This window comes from Microbulbifer aestuariivivens, from assembly GCF_039545115.1.
In the GTDB taxonomy this organism is placed as follows: domain Bacteria; phylum Pseudomonadota; class Gammaproteobacteria; order Pseudomonadales; family Cellvibrionaceae; genus Microbulbifer; species Microbulbifer aestuariivivens.
In genome coordinates, this window is record NZ_BAABRT010000018.1 from 57,805 (window position 1) to 72,005 (window position 14,201).

The 14,201-nt window shown below is 61.0% G+C and carries 10 protein-coding genes; 1 reads left to right on the top strand and 9 read right to left on the bottom strand.

Annotated features, from left to right (window positions below; translation table 11 throughout):
* Nucleotides 1-32: 32 nt before the first annotated feature.
* From kdsA to tilS, 3 genes are all read right to left on the bottom strand, one after another.
* The gene (gene kdsA, locus ABEA58_RS11200; protein WP_345551550.1) at nucleotides 33-878 is read right to left on the bottom strand and encodes a 3-deoxy-8-phosphooctulonate synthase; all 846 of its coding nucleotides are present in this window, start codon (nucleotides 876-878) and stop codon (nucleotides 33-35) included.
* Nucleotides 879-957: 79 nt separating this feature from the next.
* A complete protein-coding gene (gene pyrG / locus ABEA58_RS11205) occupies nucleotides 958-2,595 on the bottom strand; it encodes a CTP synthase (RefSeq protein ID WP_345551552.1) in 1,638 nt (545 codons plus the stop codon).
* A 123-nt stretch (nucleotides 2,596-2,718) separates the two neighbouring features.
* Entirely contained in the window at nucleotides 2,719-4,020 is a 1,302-nt protein-coding gene (tilS, locus tag ABEA58_RS11210) for a tRNA lysidine(34) synthetase TilS (protein ID WP_345551554.1), read from the bottom strand.
* Nucleotides 4,021-5,063: 1,043 nt separating this feature from the next.
* Between tilS and ABEA58_RS11215 the strand changes: the two genes are divergently transcribed.
* The gene (locus tag ABEA58_RS11215; protein WP_345551556.1) at nucleotides 5,064-5,972 is read left to right on the top strand and encodes a DegV family protein; all 909 of its coding nucleotides are present in this window, start codon (nucleotides 5,064-5,066) and stop codon (nucleotides 5,970-5,972) included.
* A 91-nt stretch (nucleotides 5,973-6,063) separates the two neighbouring features.
* Here the strand turns inward: ABEA58_RS11215 and ABEA58_RS11220 are convergent, their stop codons facing one another.
* The 6 genes from ABEA58_RS11220 to ABEA58_RS11245 form a co-directional block, all read right to left on the bottom strand.
* Complete coding sequence (locus tag ABEA58_RS11220; protein ID WP_345551557.1) at nucleotides 6,064-7,020, bottom strand: acetyl-CoA carboxylase carboxyltransferase subunit alpha; 957 nt, start codon at nucleotides 7,018-7,020, stop codon at nucleotides 6,064-6,066.
* A gap of 135 nt (nucleotides 7,021-7,155) precedes the next feature.
* The gene (gene dnaE / locus ABEA58_RS11225; RefSeq protein WP_345551558.1) at nucleotides 7,156-10,683 is read right to left on the bottom strand and encodes a DNA polymerase III subunit alpha; all 3,528 of its coding nucleotides are present in this window, start codon (nucleotides 10,681-10,683) and stop codon (nucleotides 7,156-7,158) included.
* Nucleotides 10,684-10,871: 188 nt separating this feature from the next.
* Entirely contained in the window at nucleotides 10,872-11,090 is a 219-nt protein-coding gene (locus tag ABEA58_RS11230) for a DUF1289 domain-containing protein (RefSeq protein ID WP_345551560.1), read from the bottom strand.
* Nucleotides 11,090-11,620: a gamma carbonic anhydrase family protein gene (locus ABEA58_RS11235; RefSeq protein WP_345551562.1), complete on the bottom strand. Its 531-nt coding sequence runs from the start codon at nucleotides 11,618-11,620 to the stop codon at nucleotides 11,090-11,092. The genes ABEA58_RS11230 and ABEA58_RS11235 overlap by 1 nt, the downstream gene beginning before the upstream one ends.
* 98 nt (nucleotides 11,621-11,718) lie before the next feature.
* Nucleotides 11,719-12,210: a methylated-DNA--[protein]-cysteine S-methyltransferase gene (locus ABEA58_RS11240; RefSeq protein ID WP_345551564.1), complete on the bottom strand. Its 492-nt coding sequence runs from the start codon at nucleotides 12,208-12,210 to the stop codon at nucleotides 11,719-11,721.
* Between the two features lie 220 nt (nucleotides 12,211-12,430).
* Nucleotides 12,431-14,128 carry a dipeptidyl-peptidase 3 family protein gene (locus ABEA58_RS11245; RefSeq protein ID WP_345551566.1) on the bottom strand — a complete coding sequence of 566 codons (1,698 nt, stop codon included), beginning with the start codon at nucleotides 14,126-14,128 and terminating at the stop codon, nucleotides 12,431-12,433.
* Nucleotides 14,129-14,201 lie beyond the last annotated feature (73 nt).

Genomic DNA, 14,201 nt, shown 5'->3' on the forward strand with positions numbered 1-14,201 from the left:
GGTGGCAGCACTTCCACCAGCGAGCACAGGGCTTACTTGGTATCCAGCGGTTCCATGCTTTTAACCAGGTCATCCACGGCTTTCATTTGGGCCAGGAAAGGCTCCAGCTTTTCCAGCGGCAGAGCGCTGGGGCCATCGCACAGGGCCTTGTCCGGGTTCGGGTGCGCCTCAAGAAACAGGCCCGCAATACCAATCGCGAGACCCGCGCGGCCCAGCTCGGTGACCTGGCCGCGACGGCCGCCAGAGGCGGCGCCTGACGGATCGCGCATCTGCAAGGAATGCGTCACATCAAAAATCACCGGGGCGCCGCCGGAGGCGTCCATCATGGTGCGGAAGCCGAGCATATCCACCACCAGGTTGTCGTAGCCGAAACAGCTGCCGCGTTCACACAGAATGATCTTGTCGTTGCCGCCCTCGGCAAACTTCTCCACCACATTCTTAACCTGTGGCGGACTCATAAACTGGGGCTTTTTCACGTTAATGACCGCATTGGTGGCGGCCATAGCCTTGACCAGGTCAGTCTGGCGGGCGAGGAATGCCGGCAGCTGAATCACGTCCACGACTTCCGCAACCGGAGCCGCCTGGTCCACCTCATGCACATCGGTAATCAGGGGAACGCCGAAGGTTTTTTTGACCTCTTCGAAAATCTTCAGGCCCTCTTCCATCCCCGGTCCCCGGTAGGAGTGAATGGAGGAGCGGTTGGCCTTGTCAAAAGAGGCCTTGAACACGTAGGGAATACCGAGTTTTTCGGTCACTTTGACATAGTGCTCAGCCACCTGCATGGCGAGATCGCGGGACTCCAGCACGTTCATGCCACCGAACAGCACGAACGGCTTGTCGTTGGCCACCTGGATTTTTCCGACTTCTATAGTTTTCATGATGCGCTATTCCTTTCTCCCGGCCACGCAAAAGGCGCGACCGGGCAGCGGTTAACCTGCTGAAGGCTTCCGGTGGTTTTTACTTGCCCTGGGCTTCGTGGTGTTTCATTGCCGCAGCGACAAAACTCTCGAACAGCGGGTGCCCGTCACGGGGAGTGGATGTGAACTCAGGGTGGAACTGACAAGCCACGAACCACGGGTGCTCTGGCAATTCAACCATTTCCACCAGGGTATCGTCCGCGGACCAGCCGCCGATCTTCAGACCCGCTTTCTGCAGGCGGTCCACGTAGTTGTTGTTGACTTCGTAGCGGTGACGGTGGCGCTCGACAATCACATCGGCACCGTAAATTTCACGGGCCTTGCTGTCTTTCGCCAGGCGACACTCCTGACCGCCGAGGCGCATAGTGCCGCCAAGGTCGGACTGCTCGTCACGCTTCTCGATATTGCCTTCGCTGTCGATCCACTCGGTAATCAGACCGATAACCGGGTTTGAGGTGTTGATATCAAACTCGGTGCTGTTGGCGTCTTTCAAGCCCAGCACATTGCGGGAGTATTCGATCACCACCGACTGCAGGCCAAGGCAGATACCGAGGAACGGGATATTGTTCTCGCGGGCATAACGCACAGATTCCAACTTGCCCTCGAGGCCGCGCTCACCAAATCCGCCCGGAACGAGAATCGCATCGGCATCCTTGATCAGGTCAAGTCCGTTTTCGCCTTCAACGTCTTCGGCGTTGATGTACTTAATATCCACCTTGCAGCGATGCTTGATGCCGGCGTGGGTCAGTGACTCGATCAGGGATTTATAGGCATCCAGCAGCTCCATGTATTTACCGACCATGGCGATCGTCACTTCGTGCTCGGGATTCAGCTTGCCATCCACCACGGCATCCCACTCGGACAGGTCCGGAGCCGGGCAATCCAGCTGCAGCTTCTCGACGACGATGTCGTCAAGGCCGTAGGTGTGCAGCAGGCGCGGCACACCGTAAATGGTCTTGGCATCCGGCAGTGGCACCACTGCACGCTCTTCCACGTTGGTGAACAGTGCGATCTTGCGACGGGAATCCTCGTCAATCTCACGCTCGGAGCGACACAGTAGAATATCCGGCTGCAGGCCGATGGAGCGCAACTCTTTAACGGAGTGCTGGGTCGGCTTGGTCTTGGTCTCACCGGCGGTGGCGAGATAGGGCACGTAGCTCAGGTGGATCAGCAGGGCGCGATTCAGGCCCAGCTCCACGCGCAGCTGGCGCACGGACTCCAGGAAAGGCTGGGACTCGATATCACCCACGGTGCCACCGATCTCGACGATGGCCACATCCATATCGCGGCCACCCTCGATCACGCGGCGCTTGATCTCGTCGGTGACATGCGGGATCACCTGCACGGTGCCGCCCAGGTAGTCACCGCGGCGCTCTTTGCGCAGCACGGTCTCGTATACCCGGCCGGTGGTGAAGTTATTGCGCTTGGACATGCGCGTGCGGATAAAGCGCTCGTAGTGCCCCAGATCCAGGTCAGTCTCGGCGCCATCCTCGGTCACATAGACCTCGCCGTGCTGGAAAGGACTCATGGTGCCCGGATCCACGTTGATATACGGGTCCAGTTTGAGGATGGTTACCTTGAGGCCCCGGGCCTCGAGAATGGCCGCCAGGGAAGCGGAGGCGATACCTTTCCCCAACGAGGAAACCACGCCACCAGTGACAAAAATATAGCGCGTCATGCAAAACCTTGGTCAGTTGAATGCCCGATGGAATCGGGTTTGCGGGGCTGGCGCGGCCAGACGATCAAACGTCTCCCGCTGCCTTGAGATGGGACGCCAGACTACCAGAAGGGGGCATTTGCCTCAATCAAAAAACGCCAGCGGCCGCCAATCCGGAAGGGCCAGCGGCGCAACACCCTGCCACCCGTCACAGAGGAACAGGTCGCCGACAGCCAGCAACCGCTCCCCCTCAAAGATTAGCGGAACCCGGTCCCTCAGCCACGGCTCAAGGGCATACTCCTGCATCAGCTTCTTCAGGGTCTGGGAGTGCTGCCGGTCGAGGGGCCGCGCGCGTTCGCCGCCATGGCGAAAGGCCACCCGGTATCCACCTCCGGGCCAGCCCGGCAGCGCGGCCAGCGAGCCCTGCCCCGGCAGCCGCAGCGCCTGCTGACCACTCCAGGTAACGGAATATCGGGGGGGGACCGCCGGCAGCGAAGGAGTCAGAAACAGCCGCTGACGGAAACGCCGGGCCACCATCCTCCCGACCGACACCGCGGGCAGCCGGTCACCGTCTGCGCAGAGCTGCTGTGCCAGCTCCGCCAACTGCGAGGCATTAGGCCAGACACCGCCGAGGGAAGCCGACCAGCTGCGCAACAGGTTGCGCTGGCGCTCGGGGCGAAGAGCCAGGAACCGCTCCAGCGACACAGACTCCCCAATCCGCTCCGGACGCCGCTGGCAGCTCTCCAGATCTAAGTCGGCCAGCTGCCGCAAAAGATCGGCGCTCTCTTCCAGGTTCCGCGCAGCGCGATGCACCCGTTGCCGCAGAGGCCAGCGTTCACTCAGGAGAGGTAAAACTCTGCCGCGCAGAAAGTTGCGATCGAAACGCGCGTCGCGGTTGCTCTCATCCTCAATCCAGTCCAGCTCCTGCTCGCGGGCATAGGCTTCCAGATCGCTCCGTGAACTCTTCAGCAGCGGCCGCAGCAGCACCCCCGCGCCCAGAGGGCGGCAACCGCGCATGGCGCCGAGCCCCTGGGCCCCGGCGCCGCGCAGCAACCGCAGAAAGAAGGTCTCCACCTGGTCATCCCCATGGTGGGCCAAGAGAAGCTGGTCGCCAGCTTGCAGCAGGCTACTGAATACCCGGTAGCGGGCATCCCTGGCGCCGGCCTCGATGCCTCCGCCAGCGTCCACCGACACATGCCGGGTCACCAGTGGCACACCCAGAGCGTCGGCCAGCTCCGCACAATGAACCGCCCAGTCATCTGCATTCGCGGACAGGCCGTGGTGCACATGTACCGCGCAGACAGGTTCGCCTTCGGAAACCAGCAAATGCAGCAGCACGGTGGAGTCGAGCCCGCCGCTCAGAGCTAGCCAGCGGCGGCCCCGGCAGGGAAAGCGGGCGAGAAACGCCCGCAGGGAATGTTGAAGATCGAGAGTCTGCTCGCCCAAGTTGGCCTGCCCTGATTACCCCGCCCTGCCACACAGAGCGCCATGTTCAAAATTCTACCTGCCGAGCTCTGACTGTCCGCAGCCAACTGCCAGCAACTAACCAGCAAGCACTTAACAGCAAGCAGCTAACATCCGGCCCCCAACAGCCAGAATCCGACGATCGACCTGGCAAGCCGGATGTCAAAGGCAGCCAAACTTTTGCCGCAGTGACCTCCTGGAATATCCGAGGCCGGACGGAAGCATAGATAATGCCCGTCGCGGCGGCGCGGCCTAACCTCGAGACATCGCTCGAGACATCGCTCGAGACATCGCTCGAAACAAGGCTCGAAACAAGGCTCGAGAAAAGCCCGTACAGCAGACCAATTGGAAAGCGTGCCGGGCCGGGTATTGAGCAGATTTTACCCCAGCCTGTAGGCGTACCGGGAGATTAACCACCATAACCAGCGTTTACATAGTGCCCGGCCTGGCGCTAAAACGGGCCCTAATGGCGCAGCAACAATATCGAGGTGCCGACTCCAGCCGGCAACGGTGCGACAATCGCCGCAAGGCCGCCCTGCAGGGTGGCTTTTCAGGGTGACTCCGCAGTATGGCTCTGCAGGGCAAGCCTGCTACGCAATGCCGGGAAACACAGTTAGGCAACCATAACCGCAGGTACGAAACCATCATTTGTGGAGGCAGCGCACTGCCGTTGCTCGATGAGGTGAAAGTGATGGAGTTGACGTTGAAGGCGATGAAGCTGAAGATGCAACGCCCTCGGTTCTTGATCACGCTTTCTCGCTGCCCGGGACTCGTCGAGGCGGCTCATACTCGGGGAAGTGTTTGTGAACCGGATGCGAGGAGAGCGAATCCCCCCAACACTGCGGTAGACCAAACAGGCAAAAGGCCACTGCCAACCTGCACCTACTCCTCCCGCCTTTCTTTCCCTTCATATTTCGTTCCAAGCAAGTAACAGGTACTTTAGTACCATTTAGCCTGTCCCTTTACCGCAGCAAGTGATAAATTGGACGAAAATTTCCGATAATTTTCAATTACCAGAGTAACCCATGGTTCAGCTTGTTGTAGATTCCGGTTGCGATCTGCCGGATGAGTTTCTGCGCAAATTCTCCATTCCCGTCCTGCCGCACACCGTCAGTGTGGGCAAAGACACCTTCGGTGACCAGCGCAACCCGGCGCAAATGGCCCACTTCTATACCCTGTCGCTGGTGGACCGCTCCCACCAGATCCTCACTGGTCCGGCCCCTACCGCCGAGATCGAGAGCATCATCAGGGGGCTGGTCAAGAAGGGGCGCAAAGAAATCATTGTGCAGACCATTAACGGCGGCAACAGCCCGACCTTTGCCAATGCCGAGCTCGCGGTGAAGAACCTCGTCTCCACCGGCGCCAATGACAAGGTGGATGTCCACGCCGTGGACTCCCACACCGTGTTCTGCGGGCAGGGGCTGCTGGCTCTCTATACGCTGTCCCTGATTCAGCGCGGCCTGAGCGCTGCCGACATCACAAAGCGCACCGAAGAGTTTCGCCGTCATATCCATGGCTATGCCGCAATCAAGGACGTTTATTACGTGCGGGAAAGGGCGCGCACCAAGAACGAGAACAGCATCAGCTGGCTCAAGGCCATGGCCGCACGCATGCTGAAACTGCATCCGATCCTGTCCATGCATCACACCGGGTCTACCGTTACCAACACCCTGCGCGGCTTCGAAAACTGCACCCGCTCCCTGTTTCAGCTGGCGATTGACAAGATCAGCGCGGGCCAGCTGCTGATGCCCTCCATCATGGTCAGCTTCGCCGGCAAGCTGCAGGATCTCGACAAGGTTCCCGGCTTTACCGAGCTGGAGAAGGTGGCGCGCGAGCACAATGTGAAGGTGTACAAAACCGTGATGAGCCTGTCCGGCGGCATCAACCTGGGCCCCAATACCGTCGCTCTGGCACTGGCTTCAGAGACCCCCTGACGACTGAGTAAACACAGCCAGTCCCGGTAAATGAGCATAAAAAAGGCCGCAACACTCAGTGCTGCGGCCTTTTTTCTGACTTCAGGGAAAGTCAGGAGGTGATGTTGCCGTAGCTCATCAGGCGCTGGTAGCGCTTCTCCAGCAGCTCGTCGATGGGGACCTTGCGCAACTGGTCCAGCTGCGCGCTCAGGCGCTCCTGCAAGCGGCTGGCCATGGTATCCGGATCCCGGTGGGCGCCGCCAAGAGGCTCAGGGATAGTCTCATCCACAATGCCCAGCTCTTCCAGTACCGTGGAAGTCACCCCCATGGCCTCGGCCGCCAGCGGAGCCTTCTCCACGGTTTTCCAGATAATATTGGCGCAGCCCTCCGGGGAAATCACAAAGTAGGTGGAGTACTGCAGCATATTGAGCTGATCGCCGACACCAATGGCCAGGGCGCCACCGGAGGAACCCTCACCGATTACGGTGCAGATGATGGGCGTGCGCAGACGGGACATCACCGCCAGGTTCTTGGCGATGGCCTCACTGATACCGCGCTCTTCACTGTCAATGCCCGGATAGGCCCCGGGAGTGTCGATCAGGGTCAGCACCGGCAGACCAAAACGCTCCGCCATTTCCATGATGCGCAGGGCCTTGCGATAACCCTCGGGCTTCGGCATGCCGAAGTTGCGCGCCACCTTGTCGTTGACGCTGCGCCCCTTCTCCTCGCCGATAACCGCCACCGGCTTGCCGTCGAGGCGCGCGATACCGGAGATAATGGCCCGGTCATCGCCGAAGTGACGGTCGCCGTGCAGCTCATCCCAGTCGGTGAAAATGCGCTCGATGTAGTCTTTCGAGTAGGGACGCTGGGGATGACGCGCCACCTGCACCACCTGCCAGGGAGTAAGATCGCTGTAAATCGACTCGGTGAGAGTCCGGCTCTTTTCCCGCAGCCGCGCCACTTCGTCGGCGATGTTCAGTTCGTTGTCGTCGCCCACATGCTGCAGCTCTTTGATCTTGCTTTCCAGCTCGGCGATCGGCTGTTCAAATTCGAGAAAATTGAAATTCATGCAATACGCGCCTTTTAACTCTGGTCACCGCTCATCCCGGATGGGCTTAGCCATTTATTTCCGGATTATTTCCGAAGGGCCTTGATGGCGGCATAGCTTACTCTTCGAGAACCGGCCAGTCGAGCCTGAGGGTAATTATCGCCGCTCCTTGTAGTCCAAAATGACCCGGTCGCGCCCCAGCAGCTCCCTGAGGGACTGCACCAATTGATCATTCGGCTCCACCTGCCACTCCTGCGGCAGCCGGTAGAGGCCCCGCGCATCACTGCGGGCCACCTCCATGCTGACAGCGCAGTCGCTGGCCGGGCCGTTGGTGTAGGGCTTGAGACAGGCGGCAAGGCGCTTGCCCAGACCGGCCGGCGCGCTGGCGCTATCGAGCCGCAGGCGCACACCGGCGACGCTGCCCTGGCGCAACTCGTCCAGAGTCGAAACCCCGTTGACGGTCATTTTCAGACCACCGCTGTAATCGTCGTGGGAAATGGGGCCGTCCAGCACCAGCAGCGCATCCTTGACCAGCTTCTCCCGGTGCTCGCCGAAAGCCTCGCTGAACACCGCCGCTTCGATACGGCCACTGCGGTCATCGAGGGTGACGATGGCCATGGAATCCCCGCGCTTGGTTTTCATCACCCGCATGGCGACCACCAGCCCCGCCACCTTCTGGCCTTCACGGCCGGGTTTAAGGTCGGCGATACGCGCTTTCACCAGGTGCTGCAGTTCTTCCTCGTACTCGTCGATGGGGTGGCCGGTAAGGTACAGGCCGAGGGTATTCTTCTCTCCCTCCAAACGCTCGCGGATACTCCACGGGCGCGCACGGCGAAACTCCCCGTAGACATCACCGTCGGAGGCCGAGGGCACCACCTCGCCAAACAGGTCCATCATGCCGGCGCTGGCGTTGCGGGACTGCTGCTCGGCGGCCTTCACCGCCTCATCCAGCGCATTGAACATCACCGCCCGCGAATAGTTGAGACCGTCCATGCCCTCGGCGGAGGGACCAATACTGTCCAGCGCGCCCGAGCGCACCAGCGCTTCCAGGGCGCGCTTGTTCACCTTGCGGGGGTCCACGCGGGAGCAGAAGTCGAACAGGTCGGTAAAGGGGCCACCCTCGTTGCGCAGTGCGATGATGTTTTCAATCGGCCCTTCCCCGAGGCCTTTAATGGCGCCCAGGCCGTAGATGATCCGGTTGTCCACATCCACCGAGAACTGGTAACTGCCGAGATTCACATCCGGCGGCACCAGGTCGAGCTGCATGGCCCGGCACTCTTCAATAAAGGTCACCACCTTGTCGGTCTTGTCCATATCCGAGGACATGGTGGCGGCCATAAACTGCGCCGGATAGTGGGCCTTGAGCCAGGCGGTCTGGTAGGACACCAGCGCGTAGGCCGCGGAGTGGGATTTGTTAAAGCCGTAACCGGCGAACTTCTCCACCAGGTCAAAGATCTTCATCGCCAGATCGGGATCGATGCCCTGCTCTTTCGCACCAGAGGCAAAGACCTCGCGCTGCTTGGCCATCTCTTCGGGTTTTTTCTTACCCATGGCACGGCGCAGCATATCCGCCCCGCCGAGGGTATAACCCGCCAGTTCCTGGGCGATCTGCATCACCTGTTCCTGGTAGACGATCACCCCGTAGGTGGGCTCCAGGATCGGCTTCAGCTTCTCGTGCTGGTATTTGGCATCGGGGTAGGCCACCTGAGCGCGGCCGTGCTTGCGGTTGATGAAGTCATCCACCATGCCCGACTGCAGCGGGCCCGGGCGGAACAGGGCCACCAGGGCGATCATATCCTCCAGATTATCGGGCTGCAGGCGCTTGATCAGGTCCTTCATCCCGCGGGATTCCAGCTGGAACACCGCGGTGGTCTCGGCCCGCTTGATCATCTGGTAGGTTTCGGGGTCGTCCAGCGGCAGCGTTTCGATGACCAGCGGCTCCTTGCCCTCGCGAGCCCGCTGCTCGTCGACCATCTTCTTGGCCCAGTCGATAATGGTGAGGGTGCGCAGGCCGAGGAAGTCGAACTTCACCAGGCCGGCATCCTCCACATCGTTCTTGTCGAACTGCGTCACCAGGCCGGCACCGGTTTCGTCGCAGTAGAGCGGCGCGAAATCAGTCAGCTTGGTGGGGGCGATCACCACGCCACCGGCGTGCTTGCCCACGTTTCTGGCCACGCCCTCCAGCTGCAGGGCCATCTCCCAGATTTCCTGGCCCTCCTCGTCGGTCTCGAGGAATTCCCGCAGGATATCTTCCTGTTCGAAAGCCTTTTGCAGGGTCATCCCCGGGTCCGGCGGAATCATCTTAGACAGCTTGTCCGCCAGGCCGTAGGACTTGCCCTGAACCCGCGCCACGTCCCGCACCACCGCCTTGGCGGCCATGGTACCGAAGGTAATGATCTGGCTGACGGCGTTGCGGCCGTAGTTGTCGGCCACATAGCCGATCACCCGGTCCCGCTTCTCCATACAGAAGTCGACGTCGAAGTCGGGCATGGAGACCCGCTCCGGGTTGAGGAAGCGCTCGAACAGCAGGTCGTACTGCAGCGGGTCCAGATCGGTGATCTTGAGTACATAGGCCACCAGCGAGCCGGCACCGGAGCCCCGCCCCGGCCCCACCGGAATATCGTGATCCTTGGCCCACTGGATAAAGTCCATCACGATCAGGAAGTAACCGGGGAAACCCATCTGGATAATGATATCCAGCTCGAAACGCAGCCGTGTTTCATACTCGGCGCGGCGCTCGGTGTAGTCCGGCGCGGAGCGGTCGAGGATGGTTTCCAGGCGCGCGTCCAGCCCCTCGAAGGAGATCTTCTCGAAGAACTGGTTTTCGGTCATGCCCTCGGGAATCGGGTACTCCGGCAGGAAATACTTGCCCAGCTGGATCGGCGCCGAGCAGCGGCGGGCGATCTCCACCGTGTTCTGCAGCGCTTCGGGAATGTCGCTGAACAGCGCCTGCATCTCCTCCACGGTGCGGAAATACTGCTGCGGCGAGTAGCGGCGCTCGCGGCGCGGGTCATCCAAGGCGCGGCCCTCGTGAATGCACACGCGCACTTCGTGGGCTTCGAATTCGCTTTCCTCGAGAAAGCGCACATCGTTGGTGGCCACCACGGGCAGCTGCAGGCGCTGGCCCAGCGCCACCGCCGCGTGCAGGTAATCCTCATCGCCGGCACGCCCGGTGCGCTGCAGCTCCAGATAGTAGCGGTCGGGGAAGATCCGCGCCCACTCCCGAGCCAGCTCTTCGGCCTGCGCGTTGCGCCCGGCAATCAGGGCGCGCCCCACATCGCCGAATTTGCCACCGGACAGCGCCAGCACGCCCTCGGCGTACTCGGGTATCCACTCGCGACGGATATAGGCGTTGCCGTGGTACTGCCCCTCCATCCACGCCCGCGAGATCAGCTCGGTGATATTGAGGTAGCCGCGGGCATTCATGGCATAGAGAGTGATCAGAGTCGGGTTTTCCTCCCCCCCCTCACTGAGCCAGAAATCCGCCCCGGTAACCGGCTTGATGCCGGCTCCCATACAGGCCTTATAGAATTTGATCTGGCCGTAAAAGTTGGTCTGGTCGGTCAGCGCCAGCGCCGGCATTTCCAGCTCCGCCGCGCGCGCCACCAGCGGTTTGATCCGCACCAGGCCGTCGATCAGGGAATACTCGGAGTGGGTTCTTAGATGAACAAAGGGTTGGGTCATAAGTCTTATTACGTTGATGCCACCCGGCGTTTTTGCCGGTGCGCCGCGCGAAGTGCGCGTTACCGAAGCGGAGCGAACATCCAGCGCCGATGACGCGGCCTGCGCACCCCGCCCAAGGCCGCGCCTTAAAGAGGTTCACTTCGCAGTGTTTGAGTACCAATCAGTTTTTTACTGGCGCAGCGGGCGGATTACCAGATCCGCCCCATAGCCCGCGCCCGTTCATTGCAGCTTTGCAACACCTTGCGGCGCTCGTCGTTGCTCATGCGCCCCCAGTGGCTGATCTCCATACCGCTGCGGAAACAGCCCTCACAGAGATCGTCCTCATTGAGGGCGCAGACGGAAATACAGGGGGAGCGCACCGGCCTTTCCGCCGGGAGCACTTTTGCGGCTGCGATTTTTTCAGACATCAGGATTCGGAAACCGGTACCAGCTCTTCTTGAAAGCGGCGGCCATTGGCCGCGTAGTGATCACTGCTCGCCTTGAGCAGTTCGAACAGCGATTCGTCCAAAGTCTTGACCACCTTGCCGGGGCTGCCGAGCACCATGGAGTAATCGGGAATCTGCATATTCTCGGTCACCAGCGCATTGGCACCGATGATACAGCACTTGCCAATTCTGGCTCCGTTCAGCACCACTGAATTGATGCCGACCAGGGTGTAATCGCCGATGGTGCAGCCGTGCAGCATCACCTTGTGGCCAATGGTCACACCAGTGCCGATCGTGAGGGGAACACCCGCGTCGGCGTGCAGAACCGACCCGTCCTGAACATTGCTGTACTCGCCGATGGTGATGCAGTCACTGTCGCCGCGCACCACGGCGTTGAACCATACGGAGCTGTGGCTCAGCATTCTCACTTTGCCGATCACCCGGGCTCCGGGAGCGATGTAATGTCCCTCACCCTCCAGCTGCGGTTCGTCGCTTCCCAATCTATACAGCATTTGACCTCCGGTTCTTCTGCCTGGCACAAGCGGACCATTATCCCGGTCGGGGACAGTGATGGCCAGCGCCGGGCCGGGCGAGGCGGTCACGGCAGCACTTAGCTGGCCGCAAAGGCCGCGCCCTCGAGGTTGAGCAGCCGGGCCTTCATCTCCAGCCCGCCGGCATAACCGGTCAAGGACCCATCGGCGCCGATGACCCGGTGACAGGGAACCACAATCGCTATGGGGTTGGCCCCGTTGGCCCGCGCCGCCGCGCGAATGGCCTTGGGGTTGCCAAGGGCCGCGGCCTGCTCGCGGTAGCTGCGGGTCTCGCCGTAGGGGATGGCGCGCAGGGATGCCCATACCCGGCGCTGAAACTCGGTGCCGCGCGGATTCAGCGGCAGGTCAAAATCCCGCCGCTCACCACAGAGATATTCCGACAGCTGGGCGGCGGCCCGGTCAGTCAGCGCCGAGGCCTGCCGGCGCCAGTCCGCCGTCGCCCGGGCCGGCTCTGCGGCTGCGGCACTGATGTGCAGGGCCAGCAGGCCCAGGTCGTCCGCGGCAATCAGCACCTGGCCGAGGGCCGTCGGGTAAATTTGGTAGTGGGTCATGGCTGCCTCTGCGGATTGAACCACTGCCAGTCTAACGGTGCCCGCCAGGGGCAACCAGTCGTGCGGTTGTGGTAGTGCGGACAAATAAAACGCGGAGCCGCGCCTCGCCGGCGGCGGCAGCAGTAAAGCAACAGTCAAGTGGCAATAAAAAAGGCAAAACCCGGCCGCAGCCGGGTTTCTGTGGATGCAGGAGAGGGTGGAAAGAGTTGAACGTTGAGGATTAGAGCCCCAACACCTCCTTGCCCTGAATAAAAGTCACATCCACCGGGATCTTAGCTTCAGAGAGACGGTTCAGGTCTGCCTGCAGCTCATCGCCGACCACCCCCTGCTCCTCCAGCAGCGCCTTGGACTTTTCGTAATCGCCATCGCCCTGAATCGTCAGGATCAGATTGGAGAGGCTGGTCATGGCCTCCTGCATCTTGTCGAAGTCCACGCGGTACTGACCGGTCTCCGGGTCGCGGGTAAAGGCGCCCTGATCCTTGAAGTAGTTAAAGCGCATCATGTTGGCCTTGCCGTGGGCACTGGCGGCGCCGAAACGCACACTGCGGAAGATACTGGCCAGGAAGGTGACGTAATTGTCCATCAGCTCCCCTTCGTCGATCTCGCCCTTCTCGTGCAGGCGGGTGACCATATACAGGCCGAGAATATCCGCCTTGCCCTCCTCCAGCGCAGACGAGGTCTCCTTCAGCGCCTGACGGACATTGGCGCCATCGGTCACGGTCTTCTTGATGCCGAGGCCGTGGGCCACTTCATGGAACATGGTGTTGGAGAAGAAGGCCGGGAAAGTAATGTGCTGGCGCTGGTCCTCGGCGATCAGCACTTCGCTGATGGGCACCAGAATCTTATCGAACTTGGCGCGCATGGCATTTTTCAGCTGCAGGCGACGGGTGCCCTTGGCCAGCTGCACCTCCTCGTCATTGGGCAGGTTGATGGCGATGGTCTTGGAACCCGCATTGCTGTGGCCGGCATAGTAGAGAACATCGTAGGCGTTGAGGTCGGAGTCGGTGCCGGGCACCTCAGACTTGTACTTCTCATCCACCGGCAGGCCTTGCTGCAGCTCCGGCAGGAAGGCCGCGAACTTCGCCAGCTTCTCGCTCCACTCCATGTCCTTCAGCAGCACATAGGATTCATAAGCGGTGCGATAGGCGAACAGTTGATCCTCATAGTTTTCGATCGGGCCAATCACCACGTCGATCTGGTTGTCCTTCATATCCATCCACGCCATATCGCTGGGGCGGAAGTCGTCGTTCAACAGGGCATCGGCGCGCATATTCAGGTAGCTGGCGAACTGCTCATCCTCGGCCAGCTCGGCGGCCTCGCGCAAAATCTGCGCCGCCTGCTCCAGTTCGGCCTTGTAGGCCTGGTGGTAAGGCACCAGGATCAGGTTGCCCTCATCATCGCGGCGCACCAGAGAGTAGAGGCCATCCTTGCCCGGCTGCTGCCAGGCTTCGAATTCCTCCTTGGTCATATCCTCAGGATAAAACCCGGCACCGAGAGGCTTCTGCCCGTAGCCTTCGACAAAGGGGGCGTTGTTCTCGAGGCGGTCCCAGGGACCGTAATTGATATCGGCAAACTTGCGCCGGGCGGGATCGTCGATCTTCGGCAGCAGTTCCGCGGCGGGACCGAAAGACTGCAGCCAGAACAGGCGATCCATGATTGCGCTGGCATCAATCAGTTTGGCGATCATCTGCCGCTGCTTGTCGGAGAGGCTGGAGAGATCCGCATTCAGCTCCACCGGCACATAGATATCGAAGCGGTCACTGGCGGCGGTTTGATCCTGCTTGGGGGCGGCCTCGCGGTGGGATTCAGCCTGACCGGCTGAGGTTTCTTCTGCAGCACTGGATTGCTGATCCCGAGGTGAGCAGGCGCTCACCAGCGCCAACGCCAGCAGCGCGGCGGTGATCTTGACGGTCTTCATAGGAATCCTGCCTTTTACATCATTAATGTCATAAGTGTCATAAAAGTGAGCGGCCCGGCGCACAGTAAATTGC